The 22,179-nt window shown below is 40.3% G+C and carries 26 protein-coding genes; all 26 read right to left on the bottom strand.

Annotated elements, in window-relative coordinates:
• Positions 1–8 precede the first annotated feature (8 nt).
• Positions 9–797, bottom strand: coding sequence for a FliA/WhiG family RNA polymerase sigma factor (locus tag AC1DLM_RS25500; RefSeq protein WP_171635824.1), 789 nt, complete (start codon positions 795–797; stop codon positions 9–11).
• Between the two features lie 19 nt (positions 798–816).
• A complete protein-coding gene (locus tag AC1DLM_RS25495) occupies positions 817–1,248 on the bottom strand; it encodes a hypothetical protein (protein ID WP_441990511.1) in 432 nt (143 codons plus the stop codon).
• Positions 1,248–1,742 (bottom strand): chemotaxis protein CheD, encoded by a 495-nt coding sequence (locus AC1DLM_RS25490; RefSeq protein ID WP_171635822.1) that lies wholly within the window; start codon positions 1,740–1,742, stop codon positions 1,248–1,250. Before AC1DLM_RS25490 ends, AC1DLM_RS25495 begins: the two co-directional genes overlap by 1 nt.
• Positions 1,739–2,359, bottom strand: a complete 621-nt coding sequence (locus tag AC1DLM_RS25485; RefSeq protein WP_477571531.1) for a chemotaxis protein CheC — start codon at positions 2,357–2,359, stop codon at positions 1,739–1,741. Before AC1DLM_RS25485 ends, AC1DLM_RS25490 begins: the two co-directional genes overlap by 4 nt.
• 3 nt (positions 2,360–2,362) lie before the next feature.
• A complete protein-coding gene (locus AC1DLM_RS25480; protein WP_057315684.1) occupies positions 2,363–2,824 on the bottom strand; it encodes a chemotaxis protein CheW in 462 nt (153 codons plus the stop codon).
• 69 nt (positions 2,825–2,893) lie between these two features.
• Positions 2,894–4,966, bottom strand: coding sequence for a chemotaxis protein CheW (locus AC1DLM_RS25475; RefSeq protein WP_477571530.1), 2,073 nt, complete (start codon positions 4,964–4,966; stop codon positions 2,894–2,896).
• Between the two features lie 43 nt (positions 4,967–5,009).
• Positions 5,010–6,134 carry a protein-glutamate methylesterase/protein-glutamine glutaminase gene (locus AC1DLM_RS25470; protein ID WP_477571529.1) on the bottom strand — a complete coding sequence of 375 codons (1,125 nt, stop codon included), beginning with the start codon at positions 6,132–6,134 and terminating at the stop codon, positions 5,010–5,012.
• Between the two features lie 47 nt (positions 6,135–6,181).
• Entirely contained in the window at positions 6,182–7,051 is an 870-nt protein-coding gene (locus tag AC1DLM_RS25465; RefSeq protein WP_441990515.1) for a MinD/ParA family protein, read from the bottom strand.
• Positions 7,048–8,352 carry a flagellar biosynthesis protein FlhF gene (flhF, locus tag AC1DLM_RS25460; protein WP_477571528.1) on the bottom strand — a complete coding sequence of 435 codons (1,305 nt, stop codon included), beginning with the start codon at positions 8,350–8,352 and terminating at the stop codon, positions 7,048–7,050. Before flhF ends, AC1DLM_RS25465 begins: the two co-directional genes overlap by 4 nt.
• On the bottom strand, positions 8,349–10,382 hold the full coding sequence (gene flhA, locus AC1DLM_RS25455) for a flagellar biosynthesis protein FlhA (RefSeq protein WP_477571527.1): 2,034 nt from the start codon (positions 10,380–10,382) through the stop codon (positions 8,349–8,351). The genes flhF and flhA overlap by 4 nt, the downstream gene beginning before the upstream one ends.
• Before the next feature lie 21 nt (positions 10,383–10,403).
• The gene (gene flhB / locus AC1DLM_RS25450) at positions 10,404–11,498 is read right to left on the bottom strand and encodes a flagellar biosynthesis protein FlhB (RefSeq protein ID WP_477571526.1); all 1,095 of its coding nucleotides are present in this window, start codon (positions 11,496–11,498) and stop codon (positions 10,404–10,406) included.
• 10 nt (positions 11,499–11,508) lie between these two features.
• Positions 11,509–12,309, bottom strand: a complete 801-nt coding sequence (gene fliR, locus AC1DLM_RS25445; protein WP_441990519.1) for a flagellar biosynthetic protein FliR — start codon at positions 12,307–12,309, stop codon at positions 11,509–11,511.
• 12 nt (positions 12,310–12,321) lie between these two features.
• Positions 12,322–12,591, bottom strand: coding sequence for a flagellar biosynthesis protein FliQ (gene fliQ / locus AC1DLM_RS25440; protein ID WP_028558285.1), 270 nt, complete (start codon positions 12,589–12,591; stop codon positions 12,322–12,324).
• 26 nt (positions 12,592–12,617) lie between these two features.
• The gene (fliP, locus tag AC1DLM_RS25435; protein ID WP_441990612.1) at positions 12,618–13,343 is read right to left on the bottom strand and encodes a flagellar type III secretion system pore protein FliP; all 726 of its coding nucleotides are present in this window, start codon (positions 13,341–13,343) and stop codon (positions 12,618–12,620) included.
• 44 nt (positions 13,344–13,387) lie between these two features.
• Complete coding sequence (locus AC1DLM_RS25430) at positions 13,388–14,020, bottom strand: flagellar biosynthetic protein FliO (protein WP_441990520.1); 633 nt, start codon at positions 14,018–14,020, stop codon at positions 13,388–13,390.
• A 48-nt stretch (positions 14,021–14,068) separates the two neighbouring features.
• Positions 14,069–14,431, bottom strand: a complete 363-nt coding sequence (locus AC1DLM_RS25425; protein WP_028558282.1) for a response regulator — start codon at positions 14,429–14,431, stop codon at positions 14,069–14,071.
• 24 nt (positions 14,432–14,455) lie between these two features.
• Entirely contained in the window at positions 14,456–15,724 is a 1,269-nt protein-coding gene (gene fliY / locus AC1DLM_RS25420; RefSeq protein WP_441990613.1) for a flagellar motor switch phosphatase FliY, read from the bottom strand.
• Positions 15,717–16,715 (bottom strand): flagellar motor switch protein FliM, encoded by a 999-nt coding sequence (fliM, locus tag AC1DLM_RS25415; protein ID WP_477571525.1) that lies wholly within the window; start codon positions 16,713–16,715, stop codon positions 15,717–15,719. Before fliM ends, fliY begins: the two co-directional genes overlap by 8 nt.
• A 35-nt stretch (positions 16,716–16,750) precedes the next feature.
• The gene (locus tag AC1DLM_RS25410; protein ID WP_056624955.1) at positions 16,751–17,236 is read right to left on the bottom strand and encodes a flagellar basal body-associated FliL family protein; all 486 of its coding nucleotides are present in this window, start codon (positions 17,234–17,236) and stop codon (positions 16,751–16,753) included.
• Positions 17,237–17,458 (bottom strand): flagellar FlbD family protein, encoded by a 222-nt coding sequence (locus tag AC1DLM_RS25405; RefSeq protein WP_314804889.1) that lies wholly within the window; start codon positions 17,456–17,458, stop codon positions 17,237–17,239.
• Positions 17,459–17,520: 62 nt separating this feature from the next.
• The gene (gene flgG, locus AC1DLM_RS25400; RefSeq protein WP_441990522.1) at positions 17,521–18,342 is read right to left on the bottom strand and encodes a flagellar basal body rod protein FlgG; all 822 of its coding nucleotides are present in this window, start codon (positions 18,340–18,342) and stop codon (positions 17,521–17,523) included.
• 96 nt (positions 18,343–18,438) lie between these two features.
• The gene (locus AC1DLM_RS25395) at positions 18,439–18,831 is read right to left on the bottom strand and encodes a TIGR02530 family flagellar biosynthesis protein (protein WP_441990523.1); all 393 of its coding nucleotides are present in this window, start codon (positions 18,829–18,831) and stop codon (positions 18,439–18,441) included.
• Complete coding sequence (locus AC1DLM_RS25390; protein WP_441990524.1) at positions 18,828–19,271, bottom strand: flagellar hook capping FlgD N-terminal domain-containing protein; 444 nt, start codon at positions 19,269–19,271, stop codon at positions 18,828–18,830. The genes AC1DLM_RS25395 and AC1DLM_RS25390 overlap by 4 nt, the downstream gene beginning before the upstream one ends.
• Before the next feature lie 32 nt (positions 19,272–19,303).
• A complete protein-coding gene (locus AC1DLM_RS25385; protein WP_477571524.1) occupies positions 19,304–20,758 on the bottom strand; it encodes a flagellar hook-length control protein FliK in 1,455 nt (484 codons plus the stop codon).
• A 33-nt stretch (positions 20,759–20,791) separates the two neighbouring features.
• Positions 20,792–21,709 (bottom strand): MotE family protein, encoded by a 918-nt coding sequence (locus tag AC1DLM_RS25380; protein ID WP_441990526.1) that lies wholly within the window; start codon positions 21,707–21,709, stop codon positions 20,792–20,794.
• 23 nt (positions 21,710–21,732) lie between these two features.
• Positions 21,733–22,176, bottom strand: a complete 444-nt coding sequence (fliJ, locus tag AC1DLM_RS25375) for a flagellar export protein FliJ (protein ID WP_171635804.1) — start codon at positions 22,174–22,176, stop codon at positions 21,733–21,735.
• Positions 22,177–22,179: the final 3 nt, after the last annotated feature.

Genomic DNA, 22,179 nt, shown 5'->3' with positions numbered 1-22,179 from the left:
GAATAAGTTTAATTATCTTGAAAAAGTTGATTTTTAAATCGTCCGAGTACACCTTTAAGTCTTAAGATCGCTTTAGAGTGCAATTGAGAAATACGCGATGGTGATAAACACATGACCTCTGCAATTTCACTTAATGATAACTCTTCAAAATAAAATAGTGAAACAACAGTTCTTTCTTTTTCTGTCAAGCGATCTATCGCTTTTGCCAAGGATTCTTTCAAATAAAACTCGTTTACTTGAGATTCTGGGTTCTTGGCTTTCTCATCCACGATAAGGGATAATCTGGTCTCTGACTCTTCTTCGCGTATGGGGTCATCTATCGAACATATGGTCGTAACAGAGATATCCTGTAACATTTGTTGAAAATCTTGCTCGCTAATTTGTAAAAAAGTACTTATCTCCGAATCTGTAACTGATCGAAGATATTGTTGTTCGAGCTTTTGATAAGCGTCTTCTACTTTTTTAGCTTTTTCTCTAACTGACCTTGGAACCCAATCCCCTTGACGTAAGCCATCAATGATAGACCCGCGTATTCTCCAAGAAGCATAAGTTTCAAATTGTAAGCCTCTTGCATAATCAAACTTCTCAATAGCATCAATTAATCCCATAACTCCAAAGCTAGATAAGTCATCTTTGGAGACACTTTTGGGAAGACCAATGGCTAACCTGCCTGAGACATACTCCACTAATGGTAAGTAGTTCTCTATTAGAGCTTGTCTAGCCGCAATAACACCTTGTTCTTTCCACTGTTTCCATAAATCAATATTTGCAAGCTGAACTTGCTTTTGATCAATCATGATTAATGATACACCATCCTTAATCTTCAGACATTCGCCTCAAGGCACCCGCCAGTTGTTCAGGGTCCAAATTATTCTTGGTGACTAGCTTAGGTGGATTCAATGGTGAAAACTGCATATCATTAGATTGTGCATCTTTCGTCTGATTCGTGTGGTTAGATTTCAGTAATTGGCGTGTTTCTTCATCCTCATCGGGTGTACTTAGATCTAAGTTCTGACCAACCCCGGATGAGGAGTTCTCGAGTAATGAATCCTCTAATGAAGAAACAGGTCCAATTAATAACCCTAAGACCCATCTAAATCCAAATGTGACAACGAATAAAATGAGAAAGCTGTATCCTGCTTTGATACAGGATGACAAGAATAAATTATTGCCTATCGATAAGGCAAACGTAAAAATTCCAGCTAACAAAGCTACAATGAGATTAATTCGAATAGTACCAATCATCATTAAATTTCCTTTACTCCTAATTGAACACTACGGATCTGGAGGATCCCTGTCGCACTAAAGAACTCAATCGTGCGGCCATAATTAGCTCCTGTATCCTCTGCCAGAATAGGAATCTTGTAACGATTCAACATTTCTTTACAAGATTCTACATTCCTCGGTCCAATTCTCATCGTATCATTATTTCCGGCAAAAGCAAACATTTGAGCACCACCAGCCAACTTGGCTTCAAGCTTACTTATATTGGCTCCTAGCTTTTCCATTCTTGAAATTAGCTCTGGAATAGCCGTATCTGCGTACTTCGCTATATTCAATGAACCTTCTCGCGCTATTTCAGATGAAGGCAGCATGACATGAGCCATTCCTGCTACTTTTGATCGGCTGTCGTATAGGGTAACGCCTACACATGAACCTAATCCTGTTGTCTTCAAAACGCCAATTTGATGAGCAACATTCAAGTCAGCCATACCTACTTTAATTAAGTTTTCTAGCGTCATGGAGAGACTACCCCTAATGCCGAAAAGATTTTACCAAACGATTCAGGATCAGGGATTAAGAAAAAGTGCCCTTGCACTTCATTCTCCCCTTCCAAAAATTTAGTATCAATGAGAAGAGCCTGGTCTCCCATTTGACCAAATTGCAATAAACCATAGCTTAAAATTGCACCAGCCATGTCGATCGCCAGCGCTGGAACCGTCGGCTGCATATTTAAATTCGTAAAATCAGCAAGCGAGGATAAATAAGAACCGGCAAGTATGTTTCCAATTTCATTCAGTGCTGATAATTCTAACTCTGAATACTCTTCATGATCCGTTAAGGATAAACCAACCAAATCATGAAGCATGTTTTTGGCAGCATCCAAGTCAAGAATGAAAAACATATTTCCCGGGGCATCCCCTTCAACACGTAAGAAGATGGCTAGTACGACTGTCTCAGCCCCGCCGACGCTTTCGCAAATTTCTTCGAAAGGCAACATTCTTACTTTTGGAACCAACATATCAATCGGCTTATCTAGTAAGGTAGAAAGCGCAGTCGCTGCGTGCCCTGCGCCAATATTACCTACTTCCTTAAGCAMATCTAATTGAAAATCCTGTAATTGGCTAAAAACGTCCACAAGCTATTCCTCAAATCTTTCAAGCTGCTGAATTTCACTACGATTCAAAACTTGCTCTAGGTTTAGAAGAACTAATAATCGACTCTCGCCTACACGAGCGATTCCATCCAAGTATTTCGCTTTAATGCCACCAACTACTTCTGGCGGTGTATTAATATTATCTGTATCGACATCAATAACATCATTAGCCGAGTCAACAATCAAACCTACTTCAAATTCTGCCGCAGAAACGATAATAATACGAGTTGCATCCGTACTTGCTACTTCTTCAAGTCCAAATCTAGCGCGTAGATCAATAATTGGAATTACAATACCACGCAAATTAATAACACCTTTAATAAATTCTGGTGCTTTAGGTACGCGAGTCATTGGTTGCATTCTTTCAATCGTTCTAACTTTTTCTACTTCTACACCATACTCTTCCGATCCAAGTGCGAAGACAATAACTTTCTTTTCTTCTCCCATTGTCAAATCCTCCTTAAAGTTTTCGTTAGAAAACTGACTTCGTAAGCATCAGCTTTAATCGAATATGGTTTATTTAATCAATGCATTAGGATCAATGATCAAAGCAACTTGTCCATCCCCCAGAATGGTTGCTCCAGAAATTGCGAAAATCCCTGTTAAATATTTACCTAGTGTTTTTAACACGATTTCTTGTTGACCAATAAATTCGTCCACCATAAGTGCTACTTGCTTATCGCCTTTGCGAACAACAACGATTTCTGTTTCTTCTTCCAATTCCTCGTTAAAATCAGGAACTTGAAATAATGTGCTCAGGGACAATAATGGGATAACCGTTTTGCGGTAATCAATCATCTTAGTACCTTGGATGTTGCGGATTTGCGACTTCTGAATGGCTGACGTTTCCACAATGGAGGATAATGGAATCGCATATTTCTCACTGCCCAAACGTACTAACATCGCCGAGATGATGGAGAGTGTCAGTGGCAACTGAACGGAAAACTTACTTCCAAAGCCTGGTTTAGAATCTACTTGAACATGTCCGCCAAGCATCTGAATTTTTGTCTTCACGACATCTAAGCCTACACCACGACCAGATATATCTGAAATTTTCTCCGCCGTACTAAATCCTGATGCGAAGAGCAAATTATACACTTCATGATCTGTTAATTTAGCTGCTTGTTCTGCTGTAACGAGACCATTTTTCAAAGCAGTTTTCAAAACTCTATCTCGATAAATCCCTTTACCGTCTTCTTCGATTTCAATAAAAACATGATTCCCGCTGTGGAATGCGCGAAGTTGAATCGTGCCTTGTTCTGGTTTACCAACGGCTAAACGCTCACTGATCGATTCAATTCCGTGATCAACTGCATTTCGCAATAAATGGACTAAAGGATCACCGATTTCATCGATAACGGTACGATCTAATTCAGTATCAGCACCTGTTATCACTAGATCTACTTTCTTGTCTAACGATTTAGCAAGATCTCTGATCATACGAGGGAATCGATTAAATACTGAATCTACAGGAACCATGCGAAGCTTCAGAACGATATTTTGCAAATCACTGCTGACACGGGACATATGTTCTACGGTCTCGGTCAAATCATTCCGTTTCACTTCACTCGCTAATTGCTCGAGTCGAACACGATCGATCAACAGTTCACTGAATAAATTCATCAGTGTATCTAAACGCTCAATATCTACACGAATCGTGCGGCTTGCAACTGGAGCCCCACCTGCGGCTGGTTTAGCAGCACCTGGATTCACAGCTGGTTCTGAAGCTTTGGGTGCAGCTACATCAATTGTAGGCACTGTAGTCGCAACAGCAGCAGCGATTTCTTGACGAGCTGTTTCAATCTCTGCAATCGGTCGGGATAATTCTGCAAGAGATTCTGTATCCACGGTTATAATAACAGCAGAAGCAATTTCAGAAACATTTAAAATTTCTTTCTCTAACGTTGCTTGATCAACTTTGGAGATAAAGTACAATGAGAACGAGCGATCAAACTTCTCTTGCTCAATTTCTTGCACGGAAGGCGTCGACTTAATAATTTCGCCCATTCTTTCCATAGCATCGAATACCATGTAAGCACGTGCAGCTTTTAAGACACAGTTTTCATTGACGCTAACTTCGATATAGAAAACTAGAAAGCCTGAATCGATCGATTGTTGAAGAATTGAGTATTGAAACTCATCCACTTCAATGCCTTTKGCTGGTTCTTTTACTGCAACTGTAGTTGTAACAGCTGGGGCTTTTTTGTAGTCCCCTGTCACGATGGATCTAAGAGAGGTAACAATTGGACTGACATCCGCTTTACCTGTCCCTCCTTGAATGATATCTTCAACCATGGATTCCAAGGAATCTAAACTTTTGAAAATACAATCAAATATGTAAGGATCCATATCTAGTTTGCTATTACGGACAAKGTCAAGCACATTTTCCATGTCATGTGTAAGAGCTGCGATGTCCTCGAACCCCATTGTTGCAGACATCCCTTTTAACGTATGTGCTGAACGAAAAATGTTATGTACTATACTTATATCTTTCGGATTACTTTCTAAATTAAGAAGATTTTCATTCAATGATTGCAAATGCTCTTTGGATTCATCGATAAACATCGATAAATATTGACTAAGTTCCACTACCACACACCTCCAATAGAATCATCAGTACCCCTTGTTTGCTTCAATTCATTTCATTCTGTACACATCTAGATAAACGAACCGCAATTTCTTGCTGAGGTAATACATGCATTGCAGCTTGAATTTCAACAGCGGCTCTTGGCATCCCATATACGACACAAGTTTCTTCTGCTTCAGCAATCGTTGTGGTTGCCCCCGATTGTTTCAAAGAAAGCATCCCTTTGGCTCCATCACTTCCCATTCCTGTCATCAAAACGACATGTCGTTTTAACTCATTCATATTTAGTAAGGATTCAAACATCACATCTACTGAGGGTCGATGACCTGAAACAGGTTCATCTTTGGTTAATCGAATTTTGTACGTTCGGTTCGGATCTTTGTGAATAACCATATGCCATCCACCCGGGGCCACATAAGCAGTCGCCGTTTGAAGGACTTCTCCATCAGCAGCTTCAACAACCCTAATTTGAGAAATATCATTCAAACGTTGAGCTAGTGATTTGGTAAAGTTAGGCGGCATATGTTGAACAATTAAAATTGGTGCTGGAAATCCTGCAGGAATATTGGAAATAACTTGATGTAAGGCTCTCGGACCACCGGTTGAAGTCCCTATGGCTACTAAATGACTAAAATGTGTCGTAGTTGTGATAGTCTGAGCAACCGAATCGGCTTGTTTCAAATTGTCTTTCATCATCTTAGATCTCAATGACAAGGGATTAACTTTTACTACAGGTGATTGCACGCTTGCTGGTTGGTTGACACTCATTTTTGAACGTACTGCCATAAGCAATTTCTCATGCAGCAATAGCTTAACTTTATACAAATCCAGAGAGATGGAACCCGATGGCTTTCGAATAAAGTCTACTGCCCCCAACTCCAAAGCTCKAATCGTCTCAGAAGCGCCCTCTTGCGTTAAGGAGCTCAGCATGATAACGGGAGTTGGCTGCTCTTCCATGATGTGTTTAAGCGCATCCAATCCATTCATAACAGGCATTTCGATATCCATTGTGACAGCATCTGGTCGAAGCAGCTTAACTTGTTCAATTGCTTCTTGACCATTCTTAGCAGTACCAATGACTTTAAATTGCGGATTCTCTGAAATTAAATCACTTACTATTTTTCGCATAAAGACGGAGTCATCTACGACAAGAATGTTATATATTGCCAAGCTGCTTCCCTCCTCTATCTGCTTATTCGACACGTTTTTCAAAATTCCTATTTCAAAAGTTTCAACATTTTATTTAAAAAGCTCTTGACACCCGTTGATGGCGTTTCAATAACGCGATATCCCTTAATATAATTGTCGGTAAGCGTTTTGATGCTCTTAGTTGCCGTTGAATAAGGAAATGCAATTGAGAAAGGAATTTGTCTTTTCACTGCTTTAGAAACAACTGGATCATCATCAACAAACCCTAAGGTTGGAATATGAATATTCAGAAATTGTTTAGCTACTAAAGAAATTTTGTCCGCTGTCTGCTTGCCTTCTCGCGCATCTGTAACACGATTAATAACTAGTTTAAATGCAACATCGTGGCCCATTGAATTCACCATTTTAATAATGGCATAGGCATCTGTAATGGATGTCGGTTCAGGAGTCGTAACTACGATGGCTTCTTCAGCCGCAAGTATGAATTTTAGCGTTTCTTTGGACAGGCCTGCCCCTGTATCGAAAATAATAAAATCCACATAGCCATTCAATTGCATAACTTGTTCCGCAAAATAATCTAACTCTTCTTCCGTTAATCGCAGTAGGTCATTAAAACCAGATCCACCCGCGATGAACTCCAAATCATTTGATCCCTTTTGGATGATTTCCCAAATCGTCTTATCCTTCTTTAGCAAGTGATATAGACTATACGTTGAAGATACACCCATTAATACATCAATGTTCGCGAGTCCAATATCTGCATCGAATACAAGCACCTTGTAACCCAAAGACTGCAGTGATAAAGCGAAGTTTAGCGTAAAATTGGATTTACCTACACCACCTTTTCCACTGGTTACGGTAATAATCCTGGTTGTTCTTGTGCCTTTATCCCCTTGTGTTTGAACCAGATTCCGCAACCCTTCTGCTTGATCCTTCATGTTCTAGGCTCCTCCAATAACAAATCAATGATTTGCCACTCATTCATTTCCGTAATATCATCGGGTACACTTTGCCCAGTTGTCACATACGAAAGCTTGAGAGAAAACTCATGAACAACATTCAAAATGGCGCCATAGKAATCCGTTTCATCCATTTTGGTAAAGAGCACTTTGTCCAATTTGAATTTACTAAAATTATTCGTAATCGCTCGTAAATCACGATATTTGGTCGTTAAACTTAATACTAGTATCGTTTCACTATTCCCTTGTGTCTTCAGTAATGAATTCAATTCTGAAACATACATTTCGTTACGGAAATTACGTCCTGCCGTATCCATGAAAATGATGTCGCATTCTGCTAGATTTTGAAAGGCTTTCGTCAAATCCTGCGGTGAAAATACAACTTCAAGTGGCACATTTAAAATGGTTGCATATGTTTTCAGCTGCTCAATCGCAGCAATCCGATAAGTGTCTGAAGTAATGAATCCAACTTTACGATGGTATTTCAATACTTGCTCCGCGGCCAACTTGGCTATCGTGGTTGTTTTACCAACACCAGTAGGGCCAACGAAATGAACAACGCGAGTTTGTGTAGATATATGCTTACTATGATCCGTTTGTAGAATCTCTCCTAATTTCGAACGAACAAGTTGATGAGCTGTTTCTTCTGTAACAGGTTCATCCGCAAGTTGAAAATCCGCCATAACTTCATCCATAATCTGTCGTACAAGTGTTGGGTTCACTTCTTGGTCATAGAGTCTTTGCTCAAGCGTTTGTAACGCTTCAGGAAGCTTATCCCCGTCGTTCACTTGTGTAAGCTTCTTCATCATTTCTTTCATTTGTTTGAGCTCATCCATTACTTGGTCATCTTTTACCGACGCCCTCGCTGCYGATTGAACAGAAGAAGGTGAATAGGCTTGATGCGCTGCAGGATTCACAACTCTCTCTGGTTGAGGAATGGCACTTACTGTTACTGGCTCGCTCATCATTGCCACAGGTGCTATTACATCAGGTACATCTGGAAAATCTGATTGAAAACTAGTTTTAAGTGGAGCTACCTGACTATTCACCTTAGGCTGCGGTGGCATCTGTGGCGCTACTCGTTGGGGAGCAGGCGCAGGTTTCGCATTAGCAGCGTCAATTGCGGCAATGACTTCTATTTTCTTCTTTCCAAACATACCAAGAAAACCGCCGGTCCGAATTTCTTTCGTATTCAGAATCACCGCATCCTTGCCAAGATCCGTCCGAATTTTTTGCAAAGCATCTGGCATGGAATCAACAACATATCTTTTTACTCTCATAAATTGACTACCCCCATGCTTTGGATTTCAACGCTAGGCTCTAATTCGCTATACGAAAGTACGGGTATATCTTGCAGTGTTCGTTCTAAAAGCTGTCTAACATACATCCGAATTGTTGGTGAAGTTAAAATGACTGGTTGCTGCCCTGATTGGATTAATTTCGTAACTTGCTCCGTTACACGATGAAAAATAATTTGTGATGATGAAGGATCTAACGCCAAATAGCTGCCTTGATCTGATTGTTGCACAGAATCTGCAATTTTTTTCTCCACCGAAGGACCTACCGTAATTACTTTGAGTGAATCTCCATGTGAAGTAAACTGTTGCGTGATTTGTCTTGATAGTGACTGCCTCACATACTCAGTTAAAATCTCAGGATCTTTCGTGTACGTACCATAATCCGCAAGAGTTTCTAAGATTGTGACCAAGTCACGAACTGATATTTTCTCACGTAATAGTTTGGATAGAACTTTCTGAATATCTCCAACAGCTAGTACGGAAGGGATTAGATCATCAACAAGCGCAGGATATGACTCTCTTACATTTTCGATAAGCGCCTTCGTTTCCTGACGACCCAGTAGCTCATGAATATGTTTCTTGATAATTTCAGTTAAATGCGTGGCCACAACGGACGGTGGATCTACGACAGTATAGCCAGATAGTTCTGCTCGTTCTTTGTTTACTTCATCAATCCAAATTGCTGGTAAACCGAATGCTGGTTCTGTAGTTTCAATACCTGATATCGAATCATCATCAAAACCTGGACTCATGGCCAGATAGTGATTTAAAAGTAGTTCGCCGCGTGCAACTGTATTGCCTTTAATTTTGATGATATACTCATTGGGTCTTAATTGGATATTATCGCGAATTCGAATAACAGGAACTACGACTCCAAGCTCCAATGCACATTGACGACGTATGAGAATAATCCGATCTAATAAGTCACCGCCCTGCTGCGTATCTGCAAGAGGGATTAGTCCATAGCCAAACTCAAACTCGATCGGATCAACTTGTAGTAAGKAAATAACACTTTCTGGACTTCGAACTTCCTCAATCTGCTGCTCTTCCACCAATTGCTCTTCTTTAATCGCTTCACGATCCAAATTCTTTTGCATTTTAAATGCGGCATACACCAATAAGCCAGCTATCGGATACGTTGTAAACCAATGGATCGGAGTAAAAGTACCTAAAACAACTAAAGTGCCGGCAACGATATACAACAATTTAGGTTGAGCCGTTAATTGTTTTGTAATATCATGACCTAAATTACCCTCAGATGATGCGCGAGTAACAATGATACCTGCTGCAGTTGAAATTAATAGTGCAGGGATTTGGCTGACCAACCCGTCACCAATTGTTAGGATCGAGAAAGTTTGCAGTGCCTCTTGAAAATCCATCCCCTTCATGGTCATCCCAATGATAAATCCACCAATTAGATTGATAACAAGGATAATAATCCCGGCTATCGCATCGCCTTTGACAAATTTACTGGCACCATCCATGGCTCCATAAAAATCTGCCTCACGCTCAATCTTTTGTCGTCTTTCTCTTGCTTGAACCTCATTGATTAAACCAGCATTCAAATCGGCATCAATACTCATTTGCTTGCCGGGCATTGCGTCTAAGGTAAACCTTGCCGCTACCTCGGCCACGCGCTCAGAACCTTTGGTAATAACGATAAATTGCACTAAGACAAGGATGAGAAACACAACGAATCCCACGACGATATTGCCCTGCGCAACAAATGAACCAAAAGTTCTGACCACGTCGCCTGCTTCAGCATGCGCCAAAATATTACGTGTTGTTGACACGTTTAATGCTAATCGAAAGAGTGTTGTAATCAGTAGCAAAGAAGGGAAAATAGAGAACTGAAGCGCTTCTTGTGTATTCATAGCAACCAAAATAATCATTAATGCTATGGAAATATTAATAATAAGTAAAAAGTCCAGCAAAGGGATCGGAACAGGTACAATCATCATCAACACGATGCCAATAATACCGACTAAAACTAATAAATCCTTGATTTTCATCAGATTGCACCTCCCTCTACGTTAATTCGTCTTACCCTTCATCTTATATACATACGCTAGTACTTCTGCCACAGCTTGGAATAGATCTGCTGGAATGGCATCACCAATTTCCACCTGTGCAAAAATCGCTCGAGCAAGCGGCTTATTTTCCATCGTCATAACGCCATTTTGTTTGCCGACTTCTTTAATTTTTAATGCAACATAATCTGCCCCTTTTGCAATTACTGTAGGAGCCTGCATATTTTTGGCATCATATTTCAAGGCAACTGCGAAGTGAGTTGGGTTGGTAATGATAACATCGGCCTTAGGAACTTCCTGCATCATGCGTTGCATGGCCATTTGACGTTGTTTGGCACGGATCTTCCCTTTGATAAGAGGATCGYCTTCACTTTTCTTATACTCATCCTTAATATCCTGTTTGGACATTTTGAGACTTTTCTCATGTTCGTATTTCTGATAAATAAAATCAAAAATAGCTAGTACAATCAGAATAGCCCCGATTTTTATTCCTAAGCTTAACGTAACMGAAGCAATAAATGAAAATGTACTTTCCAAAGGCGTGTGGCCTAACCCCAATAATCTAGCTTTTTGCCCCATCAACGTGGTATAAACCGCATAACCGATGATTAACATTTTCAAAGTCGACTTTAAAAAATCCACCACTGTTCGCATCGAAAAAATCCGTTTAAAACCACTGATTGGATTAATCTTGTCAAACTTCATCATCAAGGGCTCACCGATAAACATAAAACCAATTTGCGCATAGTTCGCTATAAAAGCGATCAGAACTACCAGTAGAAAAATTGGGGCCAGAATGATCAATCCTTGTATCGTTAAATCCGTGAATAACACTTGTACGTTCCCTACTGTTACATTCATGCCTAATTGATTCGCATATACATCCCGGAAGATATGAATAATCCTTCCTTTCATAAAAGAACCAAACATTAGAAAAGCCACGAATGAAAAAAGTAAAATGGAAGCCGCGGGCAAGTCCATACTTTTTGCAACTTGGCCCTTTTTTCTGGCATCCTGTCTTTTCTTTGCAGTAGCAGGCTCCGTTTTTTCCCCAGCAAACCATTGTAAATCAAGCTGTAAACGAAGTTGTTGGGACACGGCTCTCCTCCTACTTAAGTGTTGTCTGCGGCGAACCGCCCATAATATGAAGCATTTGCTCCATATAGTCAAACATAGTTCCAAACAATTGCTGAAATTGTGAAATTAACTCTGGGAATACAATAACAAGCAGGAAAAATCCAAGAATCATTTTAAGAGGTGCGCCGATTACAAAAATATTGAATTGCGGTGCAACTCTTGTCAGGAGTCCTAAACCTAAATCAGTTAGAAATAAAGCAGCTACTATGGGAGCAGCGAGTTGGAATGACAGGTAAAACATCTTGGAAAGTGATTTAAATAAAAAATCTGAGATTTGTCCATCATAGATGCGACTAAATAATGCGTTATCAATTGGCACCCATTTGTAACTGTCAATGATTGCTCTGATCAAGTAATGATGACCGTCAAAGGACAAAAACAACAAGACTGCAATCATATATTTCAGATTACCTAGCATCGGTGTTGAAGCACCTGATAAAGGATCAATGACGCTCGCCATACTGAATCCAATTTGCATATCCATAAATGAACCCGCCGTTTGGACTACGGTGAAAAACAGATAAGCGAGGAAACCTAAAATGATACCAATTAGCATCTCACGAATAATCAACAGTACATATACACCATCAATTGGCATGGACTTCTCCATCCCCAATGTTGCCAAAATAATCAATGATATAAATACAGAGAGCCCCACTTTGAACATCATTGGAATATTTCTGGAAGAAAGAATTGGAACCACGACAAAAAATGATGTAATTCGACAAAAAATAAGCAGAAAAATAGGGATCGCTTGAATAATTGTTGGCATTTCACTCACAACCTAACCAACGAATTTGTAAAGATTGTTGAGTAGATTAAAGGTAAAATCAACTAATGTATTCATAATCCATGATCCGAAGATAAGGATGGAAAGCAATACTGCAACAATTTTCGGAACAAAGGCAAGTGTTTGCTCTTGAATCTGTGTCGTCGCTTGAAAAATACTAATAGCCAAACCAACGATTAATCCAATAAGCAGCATTGGCGCACTAGCCTTAAGAACGGTATATACAGCCTCGCCAGCAATTCGTATTACAAACTCCGAACCCATCTAGATTACCTCCGATATCTTGGTCTTTAACCGTAGCTTAAGAGTAACGATCTCACCACAAGATACCAACCATCTACAAGAATAAAAAGAAGGATTTTGAATGGAAGTGAAATCATCACGGGCGGGAGCATCATCATCCCCATCGCCATTAATGTACTGGATACAACCATATCTATCACCAAAAACGGAATAAATATCATGAATCCCATTTGGAAAGCAGATTTTAATTCACTTATGGCATAGGCAGGTACTAGTGAAGTGAGAGGTATGTCTTCAACACCAGTTGGCGCTTTGGCTTTAGAATAGTCGAGAAACAGCTTCAAATCCTTCTGGCGCGTATGTTTAAACATAAACTTCTTCATGGGCAGTGATGCCGTCTGAAAAGCCTGCGTTTGATTGATTTCACCTTTTAAGTACGGTTGAAGTGCTGTTTGATTAACTTCCCCTAAAGTTGGAGACATAATAAAAAAGGTTAAAAACAGAGCGAGTCCGATTAAAACCTGATTAGGTGGCATTTGTTGAGTTCCTAATGACGTTCGAACAAAACCCAATACAATAACAATGCGTGTAAAACTCGTCATTAAAATAAGAATAGAAGGAGCTAGACTTAATACCGTAAGCAACAAAAGGAGCGTTACCGTATTCGAAGAACCCCCCGTTGCCGTGCTCGTCCCAATATTGACGTTTAATCCGGGAATCGGATTCGTAAGATCAGTTTCGGCAGCAGAAGCAGTTAATGACAATAGGAACATGGATATCACAGTGAGCAGTACTAAGCCGATTAATTTATTTCTTTTCATTCTTCATTCAACCGATCTGTTTGTTTTTGATCAGACAACCATTCTTCTACATGCTTATTTCGATCTGTTACACGCTTTAATTTATCATGAAATACTTGTTGGAACGAAGAAGTAATCTCTACTTCCTCTTCTATATCGTTCTTCTTTCGTGGTATCTTGTTAATCCACTTGCTTATAGTGCCAAAACCCATTCGATCATCCTGTGAGGATTGTAAGAGCTCTGAGATATAAGCCACTTCATCAGCGTCAATGATTTTATCCAATAACTGAATGTTCTCACCGACGCCAACAACGAAGAGGGAATGACCGATCTCCACAATTTGTATGGATTTGTTTTGGCCAAGGGGAACTCCACCTAAAGAACGTATCGAGTTCCCAAACATTGTACCTTTATTTTTCTTTGCCACATATCTCATCAGTACATAAAAAAGAATAATTATAAAGGCAAGAACTAAAATCACCTTAACTACCATCAAAAGTGAGTCACCTGAGCCCAATGAACCTGGGTAGTCAGAAATTGGATCAACTTTATTCGGTTCAGTTTCCGCATGTACGACTGTACTTGTGTAGAACATAGCCATAAAACTGAGAATCGTTAAGTATGCTTTATTCGATTGAAGTCTTTTCATAAGAACAACCCTTTCGGTTTATGTAAGACTCAACCGAATCCGGACGGTTTAACCTAGAGTCTTTTTAATAGCTTCGATTACGCGGTCAGCTTGGAATGGTTTAACAATGAAGTCTTTCGCCCCAGCTTGAATGGCATCAATAACCATGGCTTGTTGACCCATCGCAGAACACATAATTACTTTCGCATTTGGTTCAATTTTTTTGATTTCTTTTAAAGCTTGAATACCATCCATTTCAGGCATCGTGATATCCATCGTAATTAGATCTGGTTTCAACTCTTTATATTTTTCGATAGCTTGTGCACCATCATTCGCCTCGCCACATACTTCATACCCATTTTTAGATAAAATATCACGAATCATCATTCTCATAAAAGCTGCATCATCCACAATTAGAATACGGTTAGCCATTGAAAATATCCCCCTAAAATTAAATTATTGTAATTTTTGAATTCGTTCCCATTGATTAACAATGTCAGTTACACGAACCCCAAAATTCTCATCGATAACTACAACTTCACCTTTAGCAATCAACTTATTATTGACCAAAATGTCTACCGGTTCACCAGCAAGCTTGTCCAATTCAATGATAGACCCTTGAGACAGTTCTAAGATGTCTTTAATCACCTTATTCGTTCTGCCCAACTCTACGGTTACCTTAAGTGGTATATCGAGAAGTAAATTCAGGTTTGTATCATCCGCTTGCGCGTAAGAGCCTGATTGCAAATTACCAAACTGAACWGGTTGAACATTCACATTACGATTCGGCATACCACCATATGCAGCTGGAGGTTGTTGTTGATACATTGGCTGCTGCGGTGGATACATCGGTTGTTGTGGTGGATACATCGGCTGACCCATAGGAGGTTGCTGATACATCGGCTGCTCATACATCGGTTGTTGGTATACAGGTTGCTCATACATTGGTGCTGGTTGCGATTTAGGAGCTTCTTGCACAGGTGGAGCTACTACTGGTGGTGCTTGCGCCGCCGGTGCAGCTTCCATTTCTGAATCAGTATCACCACCACCCATTAAGATCGATACCATTTCTTTGGCGAAAGGAACAGGCAATAACTGCATAATATTGGAATCAATAAGATCGCCAATGGCAAGTCGGAACGATATCTTTATAAATACGTCCTCATCAGGCAGTTTTCCTTCTCCTTTCGACAAATTTAATATGTCGATTCCTGGTGGAGAGATATTGACAAATCTATTAAATATGGTAGACATGGAGGTAGCTGATGAACCCATCATCTGATTCATGGCTTCCTGTACCGCGCTGATATGAATTTCGCTTAGATTTTCATCACCGCCGGTGCCATCTCCACCCATCATAAGATCGGCGATAACTTGAGCATCTTTGGTTTGAATAACAAGTAAGTTAATTCCATGGAAACCATCAACATAGTTCACATGTACGGCTACATGAGGTCTTGGAAACTGTTCTTCCAATTCTTCTTTACCGATAACAGACACCTTAGGTGTCGTAATATCTACTTTTTTGCCCAGTAACGTCGATAACGCTGTCGCCGCGCTGCCGAAAGTAATGTTACCAATTTCCCCAAGTGCATCCTGCTCGAGCGGGGATAAAAAATCTTCTACTTGCGGAGGCCCATGAAATGAAGAGACAGAACTTTCTTCAGATGATTGTCTCAATAAAGCGTCGATCTCTTCCTGCGACAAATAATCTCTGTTATTCATCATATTCTTCTTCTCCTTCATTCACGATTTCTGTAATTTGTACAGCCATCTTCCCTTTTACGGTACCAGGGCTTCCGAGATATTTCAGCTTCTCGCCCACTTTGACTTGAAGCGAATCTTCGACGGATTTATGCAGAGGGATTACATCGCCTATTGTTAAACCTAAGAACTCTTGGATAGAAATTTCAGACGATCCCAATTCTGCAATGAGAGGTAGCTTGGTTTTCTCCAAGCGTKATTGAAGTGCTTCCACTTCTTCAGGTGCTCTCGTTTTCTTCTGGGAAACAAACCAGTGATGTACAGAAAGCCGAGGCATGATAGGTTCAATAACAACATGAGGAATACATAAGTTGATCATACCTGTTGTGTCCCCGATTTTGGTGCTCAGCGATATTAATGCAATCGTTTCATTGGGAGAAACAATTTGCATAAACTGCGGATTCGTTTCTAGTGCCTCTAAACGAGGTTGAATATCAATAACAGTTTTCCATGCTTCTTGCAAACTATCAAATGCTCGACTGAAAATGCGCTCCATAACGATCGTTTCAATCTCGGTTAATGCATTAATTTTAGTTGGCGTCGTACCTGCTCCGCCTAGTAATCGATCCAACATAGCAAAGGCAACATTGGGATGTACCTCAAGTACCATTCGACCCTCTAAAGGCTCTGCTTCAAAGATGTTCAAAATGGTCATTTTCGGGATCGAACGAATAAATTCATCATAGGGCAATTGTTCAACCTGAACTACACTGATTTGCACGAAAGTACGCAGTTGAGCTGAAAAATATGTCGTTAAAAAACGCGCGAAATTTTCATGAATCCGAGTTAAGCTACGAATATGGTCTTTAGAGAAGCGTACTGCTCTCTTAAAATCATAAGCCCTTACCTTCTTCTGAGTATCCTCCTTCTTAAGTTCATCTGCATCCATTTCCCCGGAGGACAGCGCAGCTAGCAAGGCATCGATCTCATTTTGCGATAAAACATCAACCATTCGAGTCACCTCCTTTAAGCAAAATCATTTATGAGTTACTGCAGCACTTTATCAGTTATCCAAATTTGTTTGATTTTACCTTCATGCAATAATGGGTTTAGTTTGTTCATTATTGTAGAAGTTAAACTATCTGAACCTTTGCTTCCTTCAATTTGCTCTTTCGTCATATCGCCAAGAATCTGGACAATCGTTCCCTTAACGGCTGAATCGAGCAAACTATCGAACTCAGCTTTGGCCTTTGAATTTTCCATTTCAAACGCAAAGCTAATTTTGATAAAATTTTGACTGCCTGATAAATTCGTTAAAATATCCTTAATGATAGAAGTATTCGCCTTAACCGTCTCCGCTGATGGCGCTTTTGTTGGTTTCACACTCGCAACAGCATCCTGAGCCTTCACTGCAGGATCTGTGGATTCATTATTCTTCTCCATAAAGTTCCACAACACGAACGCTGCAGTCAGAATTAGTGTGATAGCAATAAGGATGGAAACAATGAGTATAAATATTTTGTTCTTAAACACTTATGAACCCTCCGTATCCCTGGACTGTATTGTCGCTCGGACGGAACCAATATCTTGCATGTAGGTCCGCACTAAGCTTACCACAACCTCTGCCTTTTCGAGAACTGTGATTTTCTTGCCTGTCGTCAACGTAATCATCGTATCCGGAGTTTCTTCGATAAGCTCAATTAGAATTGCATTCAAGATAAGCGGTTTACCATTTAAACGAGTGAGTGAGATCATCGTTCTCCTCCTGAATCAGGGTAAGGGGAGCAGAGCTCCCCCTTCTTTCATTCAACTACTGATTAATGCTTCAGATTAACAACTTCTTGAAGCACTTCATCTGACGTTGTAATAATTCTGGAGTTCGCTTGGAATCCACGCTGAGCAATGATCATTTCTGTAAATTCACCAGTTAAGTCTACATTGGACATTTCTAGTTGCCCAGAGATGAGTGTACCCGTTCCCGTTGCTGGATCACCAGCAGAGCCAACTACAATCTCACCCCCTGGATTAGCGTTTGCGGTCATTTGATACAAATTTCCACCGATTTTCTCAAGTCCAGCTGGGTTGGTTACTTTAACAACGCCAACTCGTTGCCCTGTATTGATCGTTTCACCATCCGCATTTACGCCAATAATGTCACCATTTTGAGCAATCGAGAACGATACAATTTCCTCTGGAATGATAACGGGACCTGCTCCATCAGCGCCCATAACATGAAGTCCCTCAGAATTTACAAGGTTCCTATCCGGATCCACTGTGAAGTTACCAGCTCTTGTCAAAAAAGGAACATCTACTTGATCGACAGTCCCAACTGCGAAGAAGCCATCGCCATTCACACGTAAATCTGTTACAACATTTGTCGTCATTGCACTACCAGCTGTGTGCACAGTATCAATAGCAGCCAAACTAACACCCAAACCAACTTGCTGTGCATTCACACCACCTCGGTTTTCATCAGGCGCGCTAACGCCTGAAACCGTCTGACTAAGAATGTCTTTAAACATAACACGACTACCTTTAAATCCGATGGTATTTACGTTAGCGATATTATTTCCAATAACGTCTAACTTCGTCTGAAAGCCACGCATACCTGAAACGCCTGAGTACAAAGATCTTAACATGAAATAGGCCTCCTAAATCGGATGTAAGTATATAAATTTGAGTTGCTTCTTTCGATCCACAACTCCAGGCTTCCTAAAAGGTCGAGCCCTGCAAACCTATGAAATTATCATTGCACTATCGATCTGTGTAAACACATGATCATTCATTGCTTGGCCATCTAACGCAGTCACTACGGTTCGATTGGGTACATTTACGATATATCCATTCCCTGCTAAGATCAGTAGTGCGTCTTTGGCACCTTTGGATGCAGCTTTATCAATGGCATTGTTCATTTTCTCAATTTGCTCTGGTTTGAGTTGAATGCCGCGTTCTTTTAACCTGACCTCAGCATGATGACTAAACCTTACAAATTGATCTTGGAAAATCTTCTGAAAAGTAGGATTTACGTTATTCCCGTTAGGTATTACTTGCTGCGTTGGTGTTCTTCTCGTTGAAGTAGGAGAAACCGCGCTAGGATAAAGTTGACCTATGGATATTCGCTCTGTCATTCTGTTTCTCCAGCGTTTTCAATTTTCTTTAACTTATCCAAGGAAACTTCCACACCATTCACAGTGGCAAATTGATTTCCATCTTTAAAAGTTATCGAATCTACTACGCCAGACATCTCAGTTGTAACACCTGATGCATCTGTTCCTGTCCATGATATTGACTTACCAATTAATCCAGACACGAAGCCTAATGATTGTCTCATTAGTTTCATTTCACTAGCCATATTCGTTAATTGCTCAACAGAAGTAAATTGAGCCATTTGAGCGATAAACTCTTTGTCCTGTAAAGGCTGTGTAGGATCCTGATTCTGAAGCTGTGTAATTAAAATTTTCAGGAAATCATCCTTACCCAGGGTTGTACTGTCCTTCTCTTTGGTTTTCGCGTTAGTCCCTTTATTAATCAGGTCAGTGACATTACCAACGATTGGATTTGTAGCCATACGTTCACCTCCAACAATTCATTCTACTTCAATTAGGCAATGACATCGAAGGAATTACCGTTTGTATGAATGCGAAGCTGTGCAATTTGCTCCATATCTTCTTTAAACTGGGTAGCATCCACTTCAATTTCACTCGAGCGATTTTTGGGTTGTCGTTGTGATTGATTAAAGCTTTGCGGTTGACGTTGTTCTTGGAACATGTTAGAAGACATGTTTTGACTTTGCGTAACTTCTAATTTCTCAACTTGTAATCCCTGCGTCAGAAGCGCTTGACGTAATTGAGGCAACTGGCTTTCTAACATTTGTTTGCCAGCTAAAGTATCAGCCGCAAACTGAGCAAATAGTTGTCCATCATGCATGGAAATTTTCACATCTACATGTCCTAAATTCTTAGGAAACAAAGATAGTTTAGCCTCAGAGAATCCTTCGGACATCGTAATTCTCATGTTTTTTAATACATGTGTTGTCATCTCTTCTGTGAAATTAGCGGTTGTTAACACCGGTACTGGCGTTTTATCAGCTACTATCGTCACTTGCTGAGATTTCTGTAAATCACCAATCGTTACGATTGAATTTGTTCCCGTAGTTGTCTCAATTGGTAGATCAACGAGTGGGAGAATTGTCGATTCCGAAACGTCATTTGACTGTTTAGTTACAACGAATGGGATATGCTTAATTGCAAATTTCTCTTGTTTTGGCTGAAGCGATTGAAGATTTACGGAAAGACTGTTATCTAGCGACGAGTCATTATCACGTTTGCTTATGTACTTGTTGGAAGCAATTCTCCCATTTGGTGAAGTGTGTTCTTTAGCTCCAGTGACGGGAACATTAGACTCAATAGAACTAGAGGATACATCATCGACAGTTATTATCTTCTGTGCTCTTCCAACTTCTGCTATAACCTCTGGAAGTAACGGTTGAATCGTACTCGCGAGTTCTGTATTCAAGAAGTTTAGAATCGGATTGTCTGGCTGCTGCTTGGATAAAGCTGACAGTGTTAACAAAGTATTCTGTGCTTTCAGGCTCAGCGAATTAGTTGTTGGCTGTTGCCACATTGCAAGATTTCCAGCCGCAAGTGGGTTTGGCGTGTTGCTAAGTGCAGCTAACAAATCTTCTGCATCAACAAACCACTTTTTCACTTTAGGATCTTGCAATAATTTGTCAGCAAGTTCAGGATTACTATTCATGGCTTCTAAAAGCAATTCTGGCAAAGTACCATCGGACGAAGTCACTTTTGATTCTTGAGCCACATCAGTTTGAATTGGCATGACCAAGCTTTGAAGCATTTGCAACATCATACTCATTGAAAGCTCAGTTTCTGATGGTTGCCCTTCAACCATTGGTACCTTCTCTTGTGCGGTTTGGTCAGAAAGAAGTGCTGAARAGCTATCTGTCGTTCCATTTCCTTTAGAAGTCGCTTTACCTGTAGTTGTTGAAGCTGTTGCTCCTGTTTGAGTTACCGGTGCTGAAGTCATCTGTACGTCCATTTTTTTCACCTCCCTTCCTAATTTACCTGCAAGTTACGGTACAAGCTTTGCTGCAATTGTTGCTGCAATCTCCTTATTAGCATCTGAGAGGGCTGACATCACTTTAGAACGTGATGAATTATCCATCCCACTTAAAATGGATACAACTTTTGCTGGGTTTGATTTATTCATCTCTAGCAGGACGTTTGAAGCGCTTTTTGGTGTCATATTGGCAAAAGTTTGTCCAAGATCCGAAGTGCTCACCGTGCTTGTCGCTGCCTTCGCATCCTTCGTGTTATTCGTGGCAAGTCTTTCTTGTAAAGCAGCTATTTCTTTGTCACGAACTGGCACGATATCTTTCAAGCCGATGGAAGCAGCAGCTGCTTTTGCAGCATCCATTTTCTCAAGAATCGCTCCACGATTATCTGCTTTCATCATAGAGAACACCAGTACCATTTCATTTGGTGTCAATGCCTCAATGATAGGTGCAACTTTACTCGGCGTCATTTTGGCGTACATATTGGCAAGCTGTGTGATTTGATTCGTGTACTCTTCTTCTGATTGCGTTTTATCTTTTAACTTTTCCTCAAGTTCGGCAACCTTCGCAACTGCTGCTTTTAGGGAAACGTCTTTATTCTCAGTCGTCGAATCCGCTTTTTGCAAGGCTGCTGTCAATTCATTAACGCGAGCATTCAGCTTCGCTATCTCATCTTCCTTAAGTTTTACACTTTGCTCAGATGATACTGCTTTACCTTCAGCTGTCACTGGTGCAGTTTCTTTTGGTGCTGGGACTACTAATCCAACGACAGGCGTGTTGTGCAATGCTTTTTGAATACTACTTTTGATATCATAATCAAAAATTGAAAGCAGCACGAAGAGTAAAACCGCCGTAAACACAAAGGGGATGACAAACCATATCAAAAATCGCTCCAGTGCACTATAAGATGCACCCTCTACGCTTGTATCGGCCATCTCTTCGTCCCTCCTTTTCTAGCTTAATACGATAAACGCCTAAAACGATTCGTAGCCATTTCATCAAGAGCATCCTGCTCTTTTTTAGCGATCATGAATTGGAATTGGGTATGAGCTTTTTCTCTTGCTTTGGTCCATACTTTTTCATCTATCATTTTCACAGACAAATGTTCTTGCTTCTCAGTTACGATATGTTTAGCTTGTTTAACATCCTGATGCTTGCGAACAATTTGTTTGTCCACATGATTCATATAGCTCTGCATGAGAAGCATGTTCGATATCGACACAGAATGGCTAGTTGCTTGAATCATTTCATTGTGCAAGTTTTCCTTCTGCTCGAACAATCCGTTTAAGCTTGTTTCTTCATTCCTTAACTGCCCCATTGCTTCAGATAAAATCCATTCTGCTTGCGTTCGTTCATTATTCTTCAAATCGACAATTTGCTGGAAAGAGTAGCGAAAACTCATCTA

This window comes from Paenibacillus sp. 01T442 (assembly GCF_056398345.1).
Note: the sequence above shows the minus strand (reverse complement) of the source record. Positions and strands in the feature narration are given on the sequence as shown.